14 protein-coding genes and 1 pseudogene are annotated in these 17,997 nt (G+C 70.7%); 9 read left to right on the top strand and 6 right to left on the bottom strand.

Annotation, left to right across the window (positions count from 1 at the left end):
* Positions 1 to 21: 21 nt before the first annotated feature.
* From ACYVAK_RS11260 to ACYVAK_RS11295, 8 genes are all read left to right on the top strand, one after another.
* Positions 22 to 426 (top strand): DUF3224 domain-containing protein, encoded by a 405-nt coding sequence (locus ACYVAK_RS11260; protein WP_461060997.1) that lies wholly within the window; start codon positions 22 to 24, stop codon positions 424 to 426.
* Entirely contained in the window at positions 426 to 1,328 is a 903-nt protein-coding gene (locus ACYVAK_RS11265) for an alpha/beta hydrolase (RefSeq protein ID WP_461060999.1), read from the top strand. The genes ACYVAK_RS11260 and ACYVAK_RS11265 overlap by 1 nt, the downstream gene beginning before the upstream one ends.
* A 55-nt stretch (positions 1,329 to 1,383) precedes the next feature.
* Positions 1,384 to 1,947 (top strand): YaeQ family protein, encoded by a 564-nt coding sequence (locus ACYVAK_RS11270; RefSeq protein ID WP_461061001.1) that lies wholly within the window; start codon positions 1,384 to 1,386, stop codon positions 1,945 to 1,947.
* A gap of 13 nt (positions 1,948 to 1,960) precedes the next feature.
* Positions 1,961 to 3,178 carry a BaiN/RdsA family NAD(P)/FAD-dependent oxidoreductase gene (locus ACYVAK_RS11275; protein WP_461061003.1) on the top strand — a complete coding sequence of 406 codons (1,218 nt, stop codon included), beginning with the start codon at positions 1,961 to 1,963 and terminating at the stop codon, positions 3,176 to 3,178.
* 13 nt (positions 3,179 to 3,191) lie between these two features.
* The gene (locus tag ACYVAK_RS11280; protein WP_461061005.1) at positions 3,192 to 4,013 is read left to right on the top strand and encodes a TatD family hydrolase; all 822 of its coding nucleotides are present in this window, start codon (positions 3,192 to 3,194) and stop codon (positions 4,011 to 4,013) included.
* A gap of 133 nt (positions 4,014 to 4,146) precedes the next feature.
* Positions 4,147 to 8,388 (top strand): response regulator, encoded by a 4,242-nt coding sequence (locus ACYVAK_RS11285; protein WP_461061007.1) that lies wholly within the window; start codon positions 4,147 to 4,149, stop codon positions 8,386 to 8,388.
* Positions 8,385 to 9,479: a response regulator gene (locus tag ACYVAK_RS11290; RefSeq protein ID WP_461061009.1), complete on the top strand. Its 1,095-nt coding sequence runs from the start codon at positions 8,385 to 8,387 to the stop codon at positions 9,477 to 9,479. The genes ACYVAK_RS11285 and ACYVAK_RS11290 overlap by 4 nt, the downstream gene beginning before the upstream one ends.
* A gap of 75 nt (positions 9,480 to 9,554) precedes the next feature.
* Positions 9,555 to 10,748: an ATP-binding protein gene (locus ACYVAK_RS11295; RefSeq protein WP_461061011.1), complete on the top strand. Its 1,194-nt coding sequence runs from the start codon at positions 9,555 to 9,557 to the stop codon at positions 10,746 to 10,748.
* A 3-nt stretch (positions 10,749 to 10,751) separates the two neighbouring features.
* On the opposite strand, the gene ACYVAK_RS11300 is transcribed toward ACYVAK_RS11295, so the two are convergent.
* The 6 genes and pseudogenes from ACYVAK_RS11300 to ACYVAK_RS11325 form a co-directional block, all read right to left on the bottom strand.
* Positions 10,752 to 11,648, bottom strand: coding sequence for a GGDEF domain-containing protein (locus ACYVAK_RS11300; RefSeq protein ID WP_461061013.1), 897 nt, complete (start codon positions 11,646 to 11,648; stop codon positions 10,752 to 10,754).
* Positions 11,641 to 12,429: an alpha/beta fold hydrolase gene (locus ACYVAK_RS11305; RefSeq protein WP_461061015.1), complete on the bottom strand. Its 789-nt coding sequence runs from the start codon at positions 12,427 to 12,429 to the stop codon at positions 11,641 to 11,643. The genes ACYVAK_RS11300 and ACYVAK_RS11305 overlap by 8 nt, the downstream gene beginning before the upstream one ends.
* Before the next feature lie 130 nt (positions 12,430 to 12,559).
* Positions 12,560 to 13,348: an ABC transporter permease gene (locus ACYVAK_RS11310; protein WP_461062132.1), complete on the bottom strand. Its 789-nt coding sequence runs from the start codon at positions 13,346 to 13,348 to the stop codon at positions 12,560 to 12,562.
* Positions 13,325 to 14,301: pseudogene (locus tag ACYVAK_RS11315) on the bottom strand (ABC transporter ATP-binding protein); the annotation flags it as partial. The gene ACYVAK_RS11310 and the pseudogene ACYVAK_RS11315, both read right to left, overlap by 24 nt.
* 127 nt (positions 14,302 to 14,428) lie before the next feature.
* Positions 14,429 to 15,289: a methylated-DNA--[protein]-cysteine S-methyltransferase gene (locus ACYVAK_RS11320; RefSeq protein ID WP_461061017.1), complete on the bottom strand. Its 861-nt coding sequence runs from the start codon at positions 15,287 to 15,289 to the stop codon at positions 14,429 to 14,431.
* A gap of 91 nt (positions 15,290 to 15,380) precedes the next feature.
* The gene (locus ACYVAK_RS11325) at positions 15,381 to 17,090 is read right to left on the bottom strand and encodes an AMP-binding protein (protein WP_461061019.1); all 1,710 of its coding nucleotides are present in this window, start codon (positions 17,088 to 17,090) and stop codon (positions 15,381 to 15,383) included.
* Between the two features lie 141 nt (positions 17,091 to 17,231).
* On the opposite strand from ACYVAK_RS11325, the gene ACYVAK_RS11330 reads away from it, so the two are divergent.
* Positions 17,232 to 17,966, top strand: coding sequence for a ferredoxin--NADP reductase (locus tag ACYVAK_RS11330; protein WP_461062134.1), 735 nt, complete (start codon positions 17,232 to 17,234; stop codon positions 17,964 to 17,966).
* Positions 17,967 to 17,997 lie beyond the last annotated feature (31 nt).

The raw sequence follows: 17,997 nt of genomic DNA on the forward strand, positions 1-17,997 counted from the left end.
ACCGTCCTGCCCCCGCCGCCCATGACCACCACCATCGAAGGCCCCTTCCACGTCCGCATGACCCCCCAGGATCTGGCGCACGCCGACGCGCCGGCCTTGCTGGGGCGCTTCCTGCTCGACAAGCGCTACGAAGGGGTGCTCGATGCGGTTGGTGCTGGCGAGATGCTGTCGGTGCGAACGGCGGTCGAGGGCTCCGCCGGCTACGTCGCCATCGAGCGCGTTTCCGGCAGGCTGGCCGGTCGCTGCGGCAGCTTCGTCCTGCAACACAGCGGGGTGATGGAGCGCGGCATGAAGCGCCTCTTCCTCGAGGTGGTGCCGGATTCCGGCACCGGCGAGCTCGTGGGCCTGTCCGGACGGATGGGCATCGACATCGCCGGCGGCGAGCACTTCTACCGCTTCGAATTCTCGCTTCCGGAGGCCGAATGATGCCGCGCCCTTCCCTGTGTTCGTGGCGCGGCGCTGTGGCACGGCTCGCGTTTGCCGGCATGGTCGTCCTCGCGCCGGTCGCCGGCACGGCCGAGGCCGCACCGTCCGCCGAGCCCGAGCGCCCCTCCACGGTCGCCGCGCCCTCGCGTTTCGAGATCTTCACCGTCGCGCTGCCCATGCTGGGCGTCGAACGCACGCTGCGCGTTTACCTGCCGCGCGGCTACACGAACTGCGAGGGCTGCCGTTACCCGGTCGTCTATTTCATGGACGGGCAGAACGTCTTCGACGCCGCCACCAGCTACGCCGGGGAGTGGGGCGCGGATGAAACGCTCGATGCGCTGCTGGCGAAGCACGACCTCGCGGTGATCGCGGTCGGCGTGGACCACGGCGGCGAGGCGCGGATGAACGAGCTTAGCGTCTGGGAGAACCCGGAGTTCAAGCCCGCGCGCGGCGAGGCCTTCCTCGCCGACCTCGTCGGTGCGGTGAAGCCCGCCATCGATGCGCGCTACCGCACCCGGCCGGCGGCGGCCTCCACCACCATCGTCGGCAGCTCCATGGGTGGGCTGATGGCCCATGCGGCGCTGTTGCGCCGGCCCGACGTGTTCGGCGGGGCGATCATCTTCTCGCCGAGCTACTGGTTCTCGCCGGCCATCGGCCCGGAGACCGCGCGCACGCCGCTTCGGGCCGGCCAGCGCGTCTACGTGTATGCCGGTGGCCAGGAGAGTGAATCGATGGTGCCGGACGCGAAGGCGATGTTCCGACGCTTCGAGGCGTCGGACGGCGGCGCCTTGGACAAGGTCTTCGTCGAGATTCCCGAAGGCCAGCACAAGGAGGCGTCCTGGCGTGATGTGCTTCCGGCGGCCCTGTGCTGGCGCTTCGCGCCGATCTGCGACCCGCGCTGAACGGGCGTCCCGCGGGCTCGCCTACAATGCGGCCCGCTTCTTCCCCGGAACTCCCATGGCGCTCAAGGCCACCGTCCACCGCGCGACGCTGCAGGTCTCCGACCTCGATCGCCACTACTACGCCACGCACACGCTGACGCTGGCGCAGCATCCCTCCGAGACGGACGCGCGCCTGATGGTGCGCCTGCTGGCCTTCGGCCTGTTCGCGGAAGAACGCCTCGAGTTCGGTCGCGGCATCAGCAGCGAGGGCGAGCCCGATGTGTGGCTGCGCTCGCTGACCGGCGACATCGAGCACTGGATCGAACTCGGCCAGCCCGAGGAAGCCGACGTGCGCCGCGCCTGCGGCCGCTCGCGTCGCGTCACGGTGGTCGGCTACAGCGGCCGCGGCTTCGGCCTGTGGTGGGAGAAGAACGCCGCCGGGCTCGCGCGCTGCGCGAACCTCGAGGTCGTCGAGCTGCCGGCCGGCACCGCCGAGGCGCTGGCCCCGCTGCTGGCCCGCGGCATGGACCTGCAGTGCCTCGTGCAGGACGGCGAGGTGCAGCTGATGGGCGAGGTGCAGCTGATGGGCGAGGGCGGCACGGTGGCCGTCACGCCGATCTGGCACCAGCGCGCGGCCTGATCGCTCGGCGACGATGAGCGCGCCGCGCGCCAAGGCCGATCGGGTCGACGTCGTCGTGATCGGCGGTGGCGCGGCCGGGCTGTTCACCGCGTTCACGGCCGGCCGCCGCGGCCGCCGCGTGCGCGTGATCGAGCACGCCAACCGCTGCGGCAAGAAGATCCTGATGTCCGGCGGCGGGCGCTGCAACTTCACCAATACCGGCACGACGCCGGCGAACTTCCTGTCTGCCAATCCGCACTTCTGCAAGTCGGCGCTGGCCCGATACACGCCGGCCCACTTCATCGCGATGGTGGAGCGCCACGGCATCGCCTACCACGAGAAGGAGCTGGGCCAGCTCTTCTGCGACGACAGCAGCAAGCAGATCGTCGCCATGCTGCTGGCCGAGTGCGCCGAGGCCGGCGTCGACGTGCGCACGTCGTGCGCGGTCGAGGCCGTCGAGGCGCTGGACGCGGCGGGCGAGGGCATGCCGCGCTTCCGCATCATCACGTCGCAAGGCGTCGTCGAGGCCGACTCGCTGGTCGTCGCCACCGGCGGGCTGTCGATCCCGAGCATGGGTGCGACGGGCTTCGGCTACGCGCTGGCCCAGCAGTTCGGCCACGCCGTGCTGCCCACCCGCGCCGGCCTGGTGCCGCTCACGCAAACCGGCAAGCCGGCGGAGCATATGGCCGAGCTCGCGGGCGTGGCGCTGCCGGTGACCGCGACATCCGGCAAGACGAGCTTCAGCAACGCGATGCTGATCACCCATCGCGGCATCAGCGGCCCGGCCATCCTGCAGATCTCCAACTACTGGCAGCCCGGCGACGCGCTGACGCTCGACCTGCTGCCCGGCCAGGACGCGCTGGGCACGCTGACGGCGCTTCGCGCGGCGCGCCCCGATGCCCATCTGCGGACCGTGCTGGGCGAGCTGCTGCCCAAGCGTTTCGCCGAGCGCCTGTGCGAGACGGTGTTCGAGAGCCGGCCGATGAAGCAGATCGACCCGAAGCCCCTGCAGCGGATTGCAGATTTGATCAGGCACTTTCCGCTGGTGTGCAGCGGCACCGAGGGTTACCGCACCGCTGAAGTGACGCTGGGCGGTGTCGACACCAAGGACGTCTCGTCGAGCACGATGGAAAGCCGCCGCGTGCACGGCCTGTACTTCGTCGGCGAAGTGCTCGACGTCACCGGCTGGCTCGGTGGCTACAACTTCCAATGGGCCTGGGCCTCCGGCCACGCCGCCGGGCAGAACGCTTGAGTTGAACCAACCCATGAACCCCTACCGCACCACGTTCCCGCACCCGCTCGTCGACATCGGCGCGAACCTGACGCACGAGAGCTTCGGCCACGACTTCGACGCCGTGCTCGAACGCGCGGCTGAGGCCAGCGTCCACCAGCTGGTGGTCACCGGCGCCTCGCGCGAGGGTTCGCGCCACGCGCTCGGGTTGGCCCGTGCGCATCCGGGCCGGCTGTTCGCCACCGCCGGCGTGCACCCGCACCACGCCATCGAAGTGACCGACGAGGCCGTCGCCGAGCTGCGCGAGCTGCTCACGCATCCCGAAGTCGTCGCGGTCGGCGAGTGCGGCCTCGACTACTTCCGCGACTTCGCCCCGCGCCACGCGCAGCAGCGCGCCTTCGAGCGCCAGCTGGAGCTCGCCGTGGAATGCGGCAAGCCGCTGTTCCTGCACCAGCGCGACGCGCACGACGACTTCCTCGCGATCCTGAAGCCCTTCCTGCCGAAGTGCGGACCCGCGGTGGTGCACTGCTTCACCGGCGACGAGCGCGCGCTGAGGGAATCGCTCGACGCCGGCTGCCATATCGGCATCACCGGCTGGCTCTGCGACGAACGCCGCGGCCAGCACCTCAGGGAGCTGGTGAAGCGCATCCCGGCCGATCGCCTGATGGTCGAGACCGACTGCCCCTACCTGCTGCCGCGCACGCTGAAGCCCACCCCGAAGGACCGCCGCAACGAGCCGGCCTTCCTGCCGCACATCGTCCACGAGCTGGCGAAGGACCGCGGCGAGGAGGTGGCGGTGACCGCCGCGAGCACCACGGCGACGGCACGGGCGTTCTTCCGGTTGCCGCCAGCCTGAGTCACGCGCGTGACGCGCGTCGCTGCTTGACGTGCCGCAACCCGCTCGAGGGCCGCCACGCCACGCACGTGGACCGATGTCATGGACGGGCGAGCCCCCGGCTGGTAAACCGGACGCGGACAGGAGGGCCCGCATGCGCATCGCATCCATCAGCCGCGTTTCCCTAACGATGGTGGTCACGCTCTGCGGCGTGGCCATCGGTGCGCTGCTGCTCCACGGCACCGGTTCCGAGGCCGAACGTCGGCTGGCGCGGCAGCAGGGCCTGTCCGAGGAATTCGTCGATGGTCTGCGTGACCTCGCGGCCCACCACTCCTACGCGGCCAGCCGCGCGGCGCTATCGCCCGGACAGGTGGATGACGTCCGGGCCGAGCTCGAGGCGCTGGGCGAGGCCACCCGCCGGGTCGAGGCCAAGCTGCAGTCGCTGGAGGCCGCGGGCGCCAGTGCGACCGTGATCGCGCCGCTCCAGAACGCCTTGGATTCATGGAAGCAGCTGCGCGCGTACGAGCGCGCCGCGCTGCGTCCTTCGGCCGGTGGCGGGACGCGGGCGGTGCTGCTGAGCGCGCGGCATGAGCAGTTGCGCCTCGATTTCGTCGACACGATGGGGCGCGCGAGCGTGGCCATGCGCGCCAGCCTCGACGCTCAGATCGAGGATTACGCCCGTGGCGGCGATCTCAAGGACGGCGTCGCGCTGATCGCGGTGTTGCTCTGCATGGGTGGCCTCGTGGCCCTGCTGCAGTTCTACGTCCGGCGCCAGATCACCCGCCCATTGACCGCGCTCGCGTCCGAAGCGGAGGGCTGCGCGGTGGGGGCGCGGCACGGTGCGTTCGGTTGGCAGCATCTCGACAACGAGGTGGGCCAGTTGGCGCGCCTGCTGGAACAGAGCCGGCTGGCCCGCATCGCGGTGGAGCGCGACCGCCTGTTGAAGGGGCGGGCCACGGCGCTCCTGTCGGCGCTGCAAGCCGAGGACGACCACGAGGGTTTCGCCCGCGTCCTCGTCGCGGAGCTGGCCAGGCTGTGCGAGGCCCCGGCCGGTGCGGTGCATCGCATCGACACCGAGACGGCGGAGATGACGCTTCTGGCCGCGCATGGGGTGGTGCCGGATGCCGCGGCACCGGTCGCTCTGCTGGGGCCGGCCTTGGCCGGCATGGAGCCCGCGCTGATCACCGCCCTGCCGGCGGGATACTTCCGCTTGGCCTCGTCGCTCGGCGAGGCCTCGCCCTCGGCGCTGCTCGTCTTGCCGCTGCGGGACGCCGAGGGGCAACTCCTGGGGGCGATCGAGTTGGCCTTGGTCGAGCCCCCCGCGGACGATCTGTTGGCGCTATTGCGTGAGTTGGCGCCGATGCTGGGACTGCGTTGGCAGGCCATTCGCCAGCGCGACGCCTTGGCCCAAGGCCGGGCCTTGGCCGAGCAGACCGAGCGCTGGTACGGCGCGATCCTCGCGAATGCGCCGGACGGCATCCTCGTCGCTGACCACCAGGGCGTCATCCGCATGACCAATGCGAAGCTCGACGAGATGTTCGGCTACGCGCGCGGTGAGTTGCTCGGCCAGCCGGTCGAGGTCCTGGTGCCCGAGGCGATCCGGCCGGCCCATGTCGGCTTGCGCAGGGGATTCGCCGAGGCGTCGGCCTCGCGCCCCATGGGGCTTGCGGGTGCGGCGCTGCGCGGGCAGCGCAAGGACGGGACGTTGCTGCCGGTGGAGGCCGGGCTCGCCTCCCTGCCGTCGATCGGCGGCCGCGAGGCCATGGTCTGCGCCGTGCTCCGCGACGTCACCGAGCGGCAACGCCGCGAAGAGGCGCTGCGCCGCGAGCGTGGGCGGTTGCAGCTCATCCTGGAAAGCAGCCCGGTGGGCATCGCTTTCTCGTCGGAAGGTGTCCTCCGCTACACCAATCCGGCGTTCGAGACGATGTATGGCTTGCGCGAGGGCGACCGGGCGCAGCGGCTCTACCGGCGTCCGGCCGATCGCGACGCGCTCATCGCCCGGCTCGGTGATGCCGGCATCGTCGAGAACATGGAGCTGGAAACCGTGGGCGCGAGCGGCGAGCCCACCGAATCGCAGATGACCCTCGTGCCGTTCGAGTATGACGGCGAGTCGGGCGTTCTCGGCTTCCTGCTCGACATCAGCGAGCGCAAGCTGGCCGAGCGCGGCCTCGTCCGCGCCAAGCAGATGGCGGAGGACGCCGCGCGGCTGAAGTCGGATTTCCTGGCCAACATGAGCCACGAGATCCGCACGCCGATGAATTCGATCATCGGCATGACGCATCTGCTGGGCCGGACGGCGTTGGAGCCGAAGCAGCGCGAGTACGTGGCGAAGCTGCAAGCCTCGGGACGCCACCTCCTGGGCCTGATCAACGACATCCTCGACTTCTCCAAGATCGAGGCGGGGAAGATGGCCGTCGAGGAAACGGGCTTCGATCTGGAGCGCGTCGTCGAGTCGGCCGTCGGCGTCGTGGCGCAGCGCGCCGCCGAGAAGGGCCTCGAGCTGCTGGTGCACCTCCCGCCCGGCCCGGTCCCGACCTTCGTCGGCGATCCCTTGCGCATCGGCCAGGTGCTGATCAACTACCTCAGCAATGCGGTGAAGTTCACCGAGCGTGGCGAGATCGAGGTGCGCGTTTCCGTGGTGGAAGGCGATGGGCTGCATCGACGGCGCCTCCGCTTCGACGTGATCGATACCGGCATCGGCATCCCCGAGTCGGTGCGCGTCAGCTTGTTCCAGAGCTTCCACCAGGCCGACACCTCGACCACGCGTCGCTATGGCGGCAGCGGCCTCGGCCTCGCCATCTCCAAGCGCCTGGCCGAGTTGATGGGCGGCGAGGTCGGCGTCACCAGCGAGCCCGGCAAGGGCAGCTGTTTCTGGTTCACCGCCGAGGTCGGCGTGCAGGCCGGGGTGCCCACCGTTCGCGTCCCCCTCCCTGACCTGCGCGGCCGGCGGGTGTTGGTGGTCGATGACAGCGAGTCGGCCCGCTCGATGCTCGCCGAGCAGCTGCAGTCTATGACCTTCGTCCCCGAAGTCGCGGCCTCGGGCGTCGAGGCCGTCGAACGCGTGCGCGCCGCGGCGGCGGCCGGTCAGGGCTTCGACGTGGTGCTGATCGACTGGCGGATGGCGGGGATGGACGGCGTGGCGACCGGCGAAGCGATCAAGGCGCTCGGCCTCGACCCGTCGCCGCATCTCCTCATCGTCACCGCCTACGGCCGCGAGGAAGTCTTCCGCGAGGCGCAGCAGGCCGGCTTCGAGGACGTGCTGGTGAAGCCGGTGGGATCGTCGGTGCTCTTCGACAGCTTGTCGCGCCTGCTGATGCCCGGCGCTGGACGGGTGCCCAGCCCCGCGGTGGAGGCCGATGGCGCCGCGGCGTTGCCGCGCTTCGATGGGGCGCGTGTCCTGCTGGTCGAGGACAACCCGCTGAACCAAGATGTGGCCGTCGAGCTGCTGGGCCTGTTCGGTGTGGTCGTGACCGTGGCGGGCGATGGGGCTGAAGCCCTGCGCCGCCTCGACGAGGCGGTGCCCGACCTGGTCTTCATGGACATGCAGATGCCGGTGATGGATGGGCTTGAGGCGACGCGCCGCATCCGCATGCAGCCGCGTCACGCGGCGCTGCCGGTGGTGGCGATGACGGCCAATGCGATGGACACGGATCGCCGGCGCTGCTTCGACGTGGGGATGAACGACTTCGTCGCCAAGCCCATCGATCCCGAGCGCCTCGGCGCCGTGCTCTCGCGATGGCTCCCCCGTCGCGTCGCAGAGCGACCTTCCGCCGACAACGCGACCGAGCGGAGCTCCGCGAGTGGCACGGCCTTGCCCGACGTGCCCGGCATCGACGTGGCCGAGGGCGCGTCGCGCCGCGTCGGCGGCCTCGCCCCCTTCCTCGAGAGCCTCGTGCGTTTCCGCAACGAGCATGCCGAGGATCCCGTGCGCATCGATGCCGCCTTGGCCCGGGGCGATCGCGAAGCCGCGCATCGCCTCGCGCATACGGTGAAGGGCCTGTGCGCGCTCATCGGCGCGCGCCGGGCGGCCGAGGCGGCGGCCGCGCTGGAGGAGGCGCTGGCGTCGCCGGCGGCCGATGCAGCGGTCGAGCGGGCGGCCTTCGCGGAGGCGCTCGGCGAAGTGCTGGAGGGCATCGCGCACCTGCCGGCGGTGCGCGAGGTTCCGGCGCCGCCCGCGTCGTCCGGCAGCGATGGGGTCGGCGAGGCACTGCGCCGTCTCGTCGACCACCTCGAGGCCGCCGATGCCGACGCACTGCAGGTCTGGAAGACGCACGGCCAGGCATTCCTCCGGCGGCTGCCCGACCAGCACGCGGCCGTGCAGGCCGCGATCGAACGCTTCGATTTCGCCGCGGCGCTCGCGCTGCTCCGTCCCGCCCTCGAGGCCACCGCCCCATGACCAACGACGACCTGCGTCCCCTGCTCCTCGCCGTCGACGACGCGCCGGAGAACCTGGCCCTGATCGTCGAGCTGCTGCGCGGCGATTACCGGATCCGCGTGGCCACCAACGGGCCGGATGCCCTGCGCCTCGCCGCCGGGGCGGTGCGGCCCGACCTCATCCTGCTCGACGTGATGATGCCGGACATGGACGGCTTCGAAGTCTGCGAGCGGCTGCAGGCGGATCCGGCCACCGCAGGCATCCCGGTGATCTTCCTGACCGCGTTGAGCAGCGTGGAGGACGAGCGCCACGGCCTGCAGGTGGGTGCCGTGGATTACGTCACCAAGCCGATCAGCCCACCCATCCTCGAAGCGCGGGTGAAGACCCACCTGCGGCTCAAGGCCTCGGCCGACTTCCTGCGCGACAAGGCCGAGTTCCTCGAATGCGAAGTCACGCGGCGAACGCGCGAGATCTCCACGATCCAGGACGTCACCATCCAGGTGATGGCCTCGCTGGCCGAGACCCGCGACAACGAAACGGGGCACCACATCCGCCGCACGCAGCACTACGTCCGCGTGTTGGCCGAGTCTCTGGCGGGGCATCCGCGATTCTCCGCCGCGTTGACGCCCGAGGCCATCGATCTGCTGTTCAAGTCCGCGCCCCTGCACGACATCGGCAAGGTGGGCATTCCCGACCACATCCTGCTCAAGCCGGGGCGCCTCGATGCCAGCGAGTGGGAGATCATGAAGACGCACGCCGCCGTCGGACGCGAGGCCATCGAGCGCGCCGAGCATGCCCTGGGCATCCGCGTGGAGTTCCTCCGTTACGCCAAGGAAATCGCCTACGGCCACCACGAGAAGTGGGACGGCAGCGGTTACCCGCAGGGGCTGGCCGGTGACGCGATCCCGGTGTCGGCGCGGCTGATGGCCCTGGCCGACGTCTATGACGCGCTGATCTCGAAGCGGGTCTACAAGGCCCCGATGCCGCACGCCGTGGCCGCGGGGCTCATCGTCGAAGGACGAGGCAGCCATTTCGACCCCGATGTGGTGGACGCGTTCCTGCTGCGCCAGGTCGAGTTCGAACGGATCGCGGCGACCTACAAGGACGACTGAGCGGCCGGATTGGCGTTGTTTTGTTGGTTTATGTTTACTTTGTAAATCAGCAAAGATTGGCCTATAAGTCAGGCCATGGACCCGATCAGCAACCCTTACGCCCCCGGTGCCGGCGCGCCGCCGCCCGAGCTGGCCGGCCGCGACGCCCTGATCGAGCAGGTGCGCATCGCCACCCAGCGCATTCGCATCGGCCGACAGGCCAAGAGCGTGCTGCTGGTCGGCCTTCGCGGCGTGGGCAAGACCGTGCTGCTCGATCGCATGCGCCAGGATGCCGAGGCGGCCGGGATGGAGACCGTCCGCATCGAAGCGCCGGAGGGCCGCTCGCTGCCGGCCATGCTCGCCCCGCAGCTGCGCCTCGCCCTGCTGAAGCTCTCGCGCCGCGAGAAGGCGAAGGACCTGGCCGCCCGCGGCCTCCGCGCGCTGGCCGGGTTCGCGACGTCGCTGAAGCTGAAGTACGACGACCTCGAAGTCGGCATCGACCTCGACCCGGAGCCCGGCCTCGCCGACAACGGCGACCTCGAGCACGACCTGCAGGCCCTGTTGGAAGCGACGGGGCGCGCCGCGCAGGCCGGCGAGACCGCGCTCGTGCTGTTCATCGATGAAATGCAGTACGTGCCCGAGGAACAGCTCGCATCGCTGGTGACGGCCCTGCACCGCTGCGCGCAGCAGCAGGTGCCGGTGGTGCTCGTGGGCGCGGGCCTGCCTGCCCTCCCGGGGCAGATGGGACGCGCGAAGTCCTACGCGGAACGGCTGTTCGCGTTTCCCTTCATCGGTCCGCTCGACGCGACCGCCGCGCGGGACGCGCTGGAAGTGCCCGCCGCCGCGCTGGGCGTGCGCTTCGAGCCCGCCGCGACCGAAGCGATCATCGCCGCCACCGAGGGCTACCCGTACTTCCTGCAGGAGTGGGGCAAGCATGCGTGGGACGTGGCGAAAGCCTCGCCGATCACCGTCGCCGACGTGGAGCGCGCCGCACGCGAGGCGTTGGCCACCTTGGACGAGAGCTTCTTCCGCGTGCGCTTCGACCGCCTGACGCTGGCCGAGAAGCGCTACCTGCGCGCCATGGCCGAGCTCGGGCCCGGCCCGCACCGTTCCGGCGACGTCGCCGACGCGCTCGGCCGCAAGGTCACGGCGATGGGGCCGATCCGCGCCCAGTTGATCAACAAAGGCATGGTGTGGAGCCCGAACCACGGCGATACCGCCTTCACCGTGCCGATGTTCGACGCCTACCTGCGGCGGATCATGCCCGGCGAGGATTGGCGCGAGCGCTGAGCCTCAACCCGGCGGCCCCCACCAGTGGGTCCGGTTGCGGCCCGTGGACTTGGCGCGATACAGGGCATCGTCCGCGCGTTGGATCAGCTCCAGCGGATGCGCCCGTTCGCCCTCCGGGCTGCAGGCGATGCCCACGCTCACCGTCACGGCGCCCGCGCCTTCGGGCAAGCGGATCGCCCCGACACGCTCGTGTACCGATTCCGCCACGCGTGCCGCGACCTCGCGATCGGCCTGCGGGAGCCACAGCGCGAACTCCTCGCCCCCCATGCGCACCGCGCAGTCGCTGCGTCGCACGCACTGGCGGAGGGCGATGCCCAGTTCGGCCAGCACGGCGTCGCCCGCGTGATGCCCCCAGCGGTCGTTGATGGCCTTGAAGTGATCGACATCGATGACCAGCAAGGCCCCGCCGCGATCGCCCTGCGCGGCGAACGCGGCGTCGAGCGCACGACGGTTGGCGAGGCCGGTGAGCGGATCCGTGTGGGCCAGTCGGTCCAGCATGCGGGCCTGCTGCTGGGCTTCGGCACGGGCGCCCACCAGCGCCGCCTCGAAGCGGGCGCGCTGGACGGCGGGGAAGAACAGCCAGGCGACCCGCCGATCCTCGCCCTCTCCGAACCATCGGGCGCTGGCGAAGCAGGGCAACGCGTCGCCGTCGGCCAACTGCAGCCGCACGTGGCACTCGTCGAAGTGTCCCTCGTGGCGTAGCAAGGGCCACAGGTGCGTTTCGAGGAAGATGGCCGTGGGCCGCGTAAACAGCCTGGCGATGTCGTCGAGAACACCCGCCTCGGGAGGCAGCCGTGGGACCCATTCGCCGTGCAGCCCGACGAGGCGGCCGAACGCATCGGTCTCGGCCACCACGCCAGGCAGGGCCGACCACAGGCCGCTTGGCCCGGTGTCAGCCACCGAGGTGCCGGCGCATGGCGTCGGCCACGAGGGCGGGATGGCTCATGTGCGCGCAGTGCCCGGCGACATCGAGAACCTCCAGCCGGGCGTCGGGGAGGTGTGCTTGCAACCAGCGGCCGACGGCGAGCGGTGCGAGGGCGTCGTGGCGGTGCTGCAGGATCAGCGCCCGCGTGCTCACGTGCGGCACGTCGGCACGGTTGTCGGCGTAGAAGGTGGCGGCCGCGAAGACCCGCGCGGCCGCCGGGTCGGTCGAGCAGAAGCTGGCTTCCAGTCGCCGGGCGACGGTGCCGCCGCCTTCGCCCGCGACCAGGGGCGCCAGCGTCGACGACCAGCCGAGGTCGTTCTGCTCCATCAGCTCGAGCAGGCCGGCGAGGTCGCGGCGCTCGAAGCCACCGACGTAGTCCGGCGGATGGTTGACGAAGCAGGGGTTCGGGCCGATCAGGACCAGGTTCCGGAACAGCGCCGGCTCGCGGCGTGCCGCGACCAGGCCGATGCTGCAGCTGACCGAGTGGGCGACCAGCACCACGCCTTCGGGAGGCGCCACCGCGCGGACGATCTCGATCAGGTCCTCGGTGTAGCCCTCGAGCGTGGCGTGCCGCTGGGGGTCGAAGGCCAGCGGGTCCGCGCGGCCCGCCCCGGCGTGGTCGAAGAGCACCTGCCGATGGCTGCCCGAGAAGAAGGGCGTCAGGCCGTCCCACATGCCCTGGCTGCAACCGAAGCCGTGGGCGTAGACCAGCGTGGGGCCGTCCCCGTGCACCTGCACGTGGTGGCGTCGCCGCACTCGCGCTGCCGAGGCCGAATCCATGCCGCTCCCGCGGGTCCTCGTCGGATGCGCGCAGTCTAGACCGGCGGGGCGCTGCGTGCAGGCGCCCGCGGTCAAAAGGCGTGACGCGTGGCCGCCGGCGGTCCGCTCAGCTCCGCAGGCCCACACCGCGCTGCAGCAGCCAAAGGCCCAGCCATGCCAGTGCGACGACGAAGCCGAGCATCACCGCATAGGCGCTCCACAGCGGCACGTCGGTGGCGCCGGTACCGAGCAGGCCGTAGCGGAAGGCGTTGACCATGTAGAAGATCGGGTTGGCGTGGGTGGCCGCCTCGGCCCAGGCCGGCAGCAGCTTCACCGAGTAGAACACGCCGCCGAGGTAGGTGAGCGGCGTGAGGATGAAGGTCGGGATGATCGCGATGTCGTCGAACTTCTTCGCGTAGACGGCGTTGACGAAGCCGGCGAGCGAGAAGATCACCGCACCCAGCAGCACGGTGCTCAGCGTCACCAGCCAGTCGTGCACGCGCACCTTGGTGAACAGCATCGCCACCGCCAGCACGATGGCGCCGACCATGAAGCCGCGCAGCACCGCGCCGCCGACGTAGCCGCCGAGGATCACCCAGTTCGGCAGCGGCGCGACCAGCAGCTCCTCGATGTGGCGGCCGAACTTGGCGCCGAAGAAGCTGGAGCTGATGTTGCCGTAGGCGTTCTGGATCACCGACATCATCACCAGGCCCGGCACGATGAAATCCATGTAGCTGAAGCCGCCCATGTCGCCGATCTTGCTGCCGATCAGCTTGCCGAAGATCAGGAAGTACAGCGTCATCGTGATCGCCGGCGGCACCAGGGTCTGGCCCCAGATGCGGACGATCCGCGCGACCTCGCGGCGGATGATCGTGCGGAAGGCGGTCCAGTTCGGATTGCCGGCGGTCGCGGTCATCGGGGCGGTGGTCTCCGGGGCGCTCATGCGGCGTCCTTGTTGGTCAGGCGGACGAAGAGCTCCTCGAGCCGGTTCACCTCGTTGCGCATCGAGCGCACCGTGATGCCGGCCGCGGCGAAGGCCGCGAAGACGCGGTTCAGGTCCATCTCGCGCGGCATCTCGAGCTTCAGCGTCTGGGGGTTCTCGGCGTGCAGCTTGACGCCCTCGATCGCCGGCAGCGCGGCCGGCAGCGCGCCTTCGATGTCGAACACGAAGCCCTCGACGTCGAGCTTGGCCAGCAAGTCGCGCATCGGCCCCTGCTCGACGATGCGGCCCTTGTCGATGATGGCGAGGTTGCGGCAGAGGTTCTCCGCCTCCTCGAGGTAGTGCGTGGTGAGGATGATCGTGGTGCCTTTGACGTTGATCTCGCGAAGCAGCTTCCACATGCCCCGTCGGATCTCGATGTCCACGCCTGCCGTCGGTTCGTCGAGGATCAGCAGCTTCGGGTTCGTCATCATCGCGCGGGCGATCATCAGGCGGCGCTTCATGCCGCCGGAGAGCGTGCGGCTCATCACCTGCGCCTTCTCCCACAGCTGCGCGAGCTTCAGCTGCGCCTCGGCGCGGCGCTCGGCCTCCTCCCGCGGCACGCCGTAGAAGCCGGCGTAGTTCACGAGGATGTCGAAGGGCTTCTCGAACATGTTGAAGTTGATCTCCTGCGGCACGAGGCCGAGGAGTCGCATCGCCTCTTCGCGGTGGGCGAAGCGGTCGACACCGAAGATCGACACCGCGCCCGAGCTGGCGTTCACCAGCGAGCTGACGATGCCGATGAGCGTGCTCTTGCCGGCGCCGTTGGGGCCGAGCAGGGCGAAGAAGTCGCCGGGCTGCACGCTGAGCGAAACGCCCTTCAGGGCTTCCGTCCTGTTGTCGTAGGTCTTGCGGAGATCGGTGACGCAGAGCGCGGGGACGGCGGCCATGGGCCTTCAGGCGGCGGGCGGGAGTGCAAGGCGTGGAGTATAGGTCGCCGACCTCGTACCGCCGCCCCATCCGGCACGCCACGCAAGGGATGCAGCGTTCAGCGCGACGGAACGGTGGCGGGAGCGCTTACCGGCCGGCGGCCGACTCCGCCTCCAGCAGCGCGCGTTTGCGTTCCACCCCCCAGCGATAGCCGCCGAGTGCCCCGTCGCCGCGCAGGACGCGGTGGCAGGGCACCAGCACCGCGACCCGGTTGGCCCCGCAGGCGGTGCCGACGGCGCGGGTGGCCTTCGGGGCACCGATGGCCCGGGCCACGTGGGCATAGGCGCGCGTCTCGCCCAGCGGGATGCCCTGCAGGAAGCGCCAGACCCGCATCTGGAACGCCGTGCCGCGGAGGTCGAGCGGCAGTGTCGGGGCCGGCGCGGCGCGGGAGAGGTGCGCGTCGAGGGCGTGGGTCCAGGCGTCGAGCGATGCGTGCGCCCCGCTGGCGATCAGCGTGGCCTTCGGGAACTCCCGAGCGAGTTCGGCCCGCAGCGCGTCCGCTCGGTCGCCGAACTGCGCGAAGCAGACGCCGCGCGCGGTCGCGGCCATCGCCAGCCACCCGAGACGCGTCTCGCGCGCCGCCCAATGGATGACTTCGCCGGCGGCACCGCTGCGGTAGGCGGAGAGCGTCATGCCGAGGTCGCGCTGCGCTTCGCCGTAGACGCGGCTGGTCGATCCGAACCCGGCCTCGAGGATGGCCTCGGTGACCGGCGAGCCCGCCTTCAGCGCGGCCTTCAGACGCCCCAGTCGCGCGGCGTCCTGCAGCCCCTTGGGCGAGAGCCCGACCAGCGCGGTGAAGCGGCGTTGGAAAGCCGAGGCCGAGAGGCCGAATCCCGCCGCGAGATCCGCGAGCGGCCGGGCGTCGTCGGCACGGGCCGCGATGGCGCGTGCCACGGCGATCAGGGCGTCGTCGTCGCAGGCACGGCGTGTGGCGGAGGGATCGGGCATGGCGGCATTGTGGACGCGCCCGTGCGGCGTCGCACTCCGCTTCTTGCCGAGCGCACCGCCGGCGCCAGGCCGCCTGCGCGGCTTTCGGCGCCTAAGCCACCACGCGCTCGGCCCACACGACCTTCTTGCCGCCCGCCAGCCAACGTTCGAAGTGCGGGCCGTACGTGGCATCGATGCCGGCGCGCTTCACCTTCATCGTCGGAGTGATCAGGCCGTTATCGACCGTCCATTCCTCGCCGACGACGATCAGGGCGTCGAGGTGCAGGTAGGTGTCGAGCGTGGCGTTCACCGCGGCGAGGTGTGCGGCCAGCGCCGCTTCGATGTCGGCCCGGCCCGCCGCCGTCGCGGCCTTGGCGCGCGCCGCTTCACCCAGCATCACCAGGCCCACCGGCTGCGGCAGGCTGGCGCCGGCCACGCAGCAGGCTTCGAACAGCGGCAGCGCCGAGAGTTTTTCTTCAATGGGGCCGGGCTCGACGTACTTCGCCTTGCTGGTCTTGAAGGCGTCCTTGACGCGCCCGGTGATCTTCAGCGTGCCGTCGGGGGCGATGGCGCCCTTGTCGCCGGTCTTCAGGAAGCCGTCGTCGGTGAAGGCGGCTTTCGTCGCGGCCTCGTCGCGGTAGTAGCCCTGCATGTTCCAGGCGCAGCGCACCTGCACTTCCTGCGTGTGCGGGTCGAGCCGCACCTCGGCGCCGGGGTAGGGCGGGCCGACGGTGCCGATCTGCTGGTGGCCCTGCACGTTGGTGTGGGTGACGCCGCAGTTTTCCGTCATGCCATAGGCTTCGAGGATCTCGAGGCCGAGGCGCTTGTACCAGGCGAGCATCGCCGGCGGCATCGGCGCCGCACCGCCGCCCGCGTAGACGCACTGGTCGAGGCCGAGGCCCTTCAGCACCTTGCGCTTCACCACCCAGCCGACGACGGGCAGCTTCAGCAGGCGATCCAGCTTCGCCGCCGGCACCTTGGCCAGCACGCCCTGCTGGAACTTCAGGTACAGCCGCGGCACCGAGGCGAAGCGGGTGGGGCGCGCGCGCTGCAGGTCGGCGATGAAGGTGTCGAGACTCTCGGCGAAGAACACCTCGTAGCCGGTGGCGAGCAGCGTGTGTTCGAGGAAGGTGCGCTCGACGATGTGCGACAGCGGCAGGTAGGAGAGCAGGCGGTCGCCGGGGTGGAAGGGCACGCGGGCCAGCACCGCGGCGGTGGCGGCGGCGAAGTTGCCGAAGGCGTGCATCACGCCCTTGGCCATGCCGGTGGTGCCCGAGGTGTAGATGATCGTGGCGAGCTCGTCGGCGGCACGCGTGGGCGTGCCGGCGAGCGGGCCTTGCGCGGCGCAGGCGGCGTCCCAGCCGGGGAAGCGCGCCTTCGCGCCTTCGGGGGCCAGCGGGAAGGCGATGCAGGGCAGCCCGTCGGGAATGCCGGGTTCGATCGAGGCCCAGTCGTCGAGCTTGCCGACGAACAGCAGCGAGGCCCCGCTGTGGGCCAGCAGCTCGCGCACCGAGGTGCCGGTGAGCGTGGGGTACAGCGGCACCGACACGTGGCCGGCCATCCAGATCGCCCAGTCGGCCATCAGCCAGTGCGCGCAGTTCTTCGAGATCAGCGCGATGCGCGAGCCGGGCGGCAGGTCGAGGGCGCGCAGGTGGGCGGCCATGCGCCGCGTCTCGACCAGCGCCTCGCCCCAGGTCCAGGTCCGCACGTCGCCGGGCCCGTAGGGCTGCACGAACACGCGCTTGGCCGGCGACTGCCGCTCCCAGTGGTAGAGGCGCTGCAGGGCGAGGGCGTCGGGGTTCGGTGCGGCGGTCGGGGCCATGGCAGGATCGAACGGGCAGGTGGGCCCAGAGTTCGTCGCGCCGCGTGCACGCCGCGTGGTGATGCCGCCACGCCCTGCCCACGCCGGGCCGGGCGATAATCCGCCGTCCTCTGGAGCCTCGCCTTGATTCCCCAATTCCCCATGAAGCTCGTGGCCAAGCGCATGCTGGCCCCGGCCGTCGCCCACCTCAGCTTCCAGCGCGCCGACGGGCAGGCGCTCGACTACATCCCCGGCCAGTTCATCCAGATCCACCTGGTCGGGCGCGACGGCGAGCCGACCAAGCGCAGCTACTCGCTGGCCACCATCCACGACCACGCGATGGGGCCGGGCGAGGCCGTCGATATCGCGGCGTCGTTCGTCCCGGGTGGCACCGCGACCGCGCTGTTCGAAGGCCTGAAGGAGGGCGACGAGATCACCGCCAGCGGCCCGTTCGGGCGCTTCTGCCTGCTGCCGAACGACGCCAACCGCCGCTACCTGCTGATCGCCACGGGCACCGGCGTGACGCCCTACCGCTCGATGCTGCCGCTCCTGGAGAAGGCCATCGTGGAGCGCGGCTGTGAGGTGGTGGTGCTGTTCGGTGCCCGCAGCGAGGCCGAACTGATCTACGCCGACGACTTCCGCGCCATGGCGTCGAAGCACCCGTCGCAGTTCCGCTTCATCCCTTGCTACTCGCGCGAATTCAACGAGGCCGCCGGCCCCGACGCGCGCCGCGGCTATGTCACCGAGCAGATCGCTGCCCTCGAACCGCAGGCCGACGGCGACATCGCCTACCTGTGCGGCAACCCGAACATGGTCGACGCCGCCTTCGAGGCGCTGAAGGCCGCGGGCCTGCCGATGCCGCAGATCCGTCGCGAAAAGTACGTCTCCGGCAAGTAGCCGCGGTGGTTGCCGCGGCCGGGTGTCAAGG

It is taken from the genome of Silanimonas algicola, from assembly GCF_054777375.1.

What these genes read in the sequence shown, in the direction of transcription:
- ACYVAK_RS11280 (WP_461061005.1), top strand. Translation starts at nt 3,192, where the DNA reads ATGAACCCCTACCGCACCACGTTCCCGCACCCGCTCGTCGACATCGGC.
- ACYVAK_RS11265 (WP_461060999.1), top strand. Translation starts at nt 426, where the DNA reads ATGCCGCGCCCTTCCCTGTGTTCGTGGCGCGGCGCTGTGGCACGGCTC.
- ACYVAK_RS11325 (WP_461061019.1), bottom strand. Translation starts at nt 17,090, where the DNA reads ATGGCCCCGACCGCCGCACCGAACCCCGACGCCCTCGCCCTGCAGCGC.
- ACYVAK_RS11295 (WP_461061011.1), top strand. Translation starts at nt 9,555, where the DNA reads ATGGACCCGATCAGCAACCCTTACGCCCCCGGTGCCGGCGCGCCGCCG.
- ACYVAK_RS11330 (WP_461062134.1), top strand. Translation starts at nt 17,232, where the DNA reads ATGAAGCTCGTGGCCAAGCGCATGCTGGCCCCGGCCGTCGCCCACCTC.
- ACYVAK_RS11275 (WP_461061003.1), top strand. Translation starts at nt 1,961, where the DNA reads ATGAGCGCGCCGCGCGCCAAGGCCGATCGGGTCGACGTCGTCGTGATC.
- ACYVAK_RS11310 (WP_461062132.1), bottom strand. Translation starts at nt 13,348, where the DNA reads ATGACCGCGACCGCCGGCAATCCGAACTGGACCGCCTTCCGCACGATC.
- ACYVAK_RS11285 (WP_461061007.1), top strand. Translation starts at nt 4,147, where the DNA reads ATGCGCATCGCATCCATCAGCCGCGTTTCCCTAACGATGGTGGTCACG.
- ACYVAK_RS11260 (WP_461060997.1), top strand. Translation starts at nt 22, where the DNA reads ATGACCACCACCATCGAAGGCCCCTTCCACGTCCGCATGACCCCCCAG.
- ACYVAK_RS11290 (WP_461061009.1), top strand. Translation starts at nt 8,385, where the DNA reads ATGACCAACGACGACCTGCGTCCCCTGCTCCTCGCCGTCGACGACGCG.
- ACYVAK_RS11320 (WP_461061017.1), bottom strand. Translation starts at nt 15,289, where the DNA reads ATGCCCGATCCCTCCGCCACACGCCGTGCCTGCGACGACGACGCCCTG.
- ACYVAK_RS11270 (WP_461061001.1), top strand. Translation starts at nt 1,384, where the DNA reads ATGGCGCTCAAGGCCACCGTCCACCGCGCGACGCTGCAGGTCTCCGAC.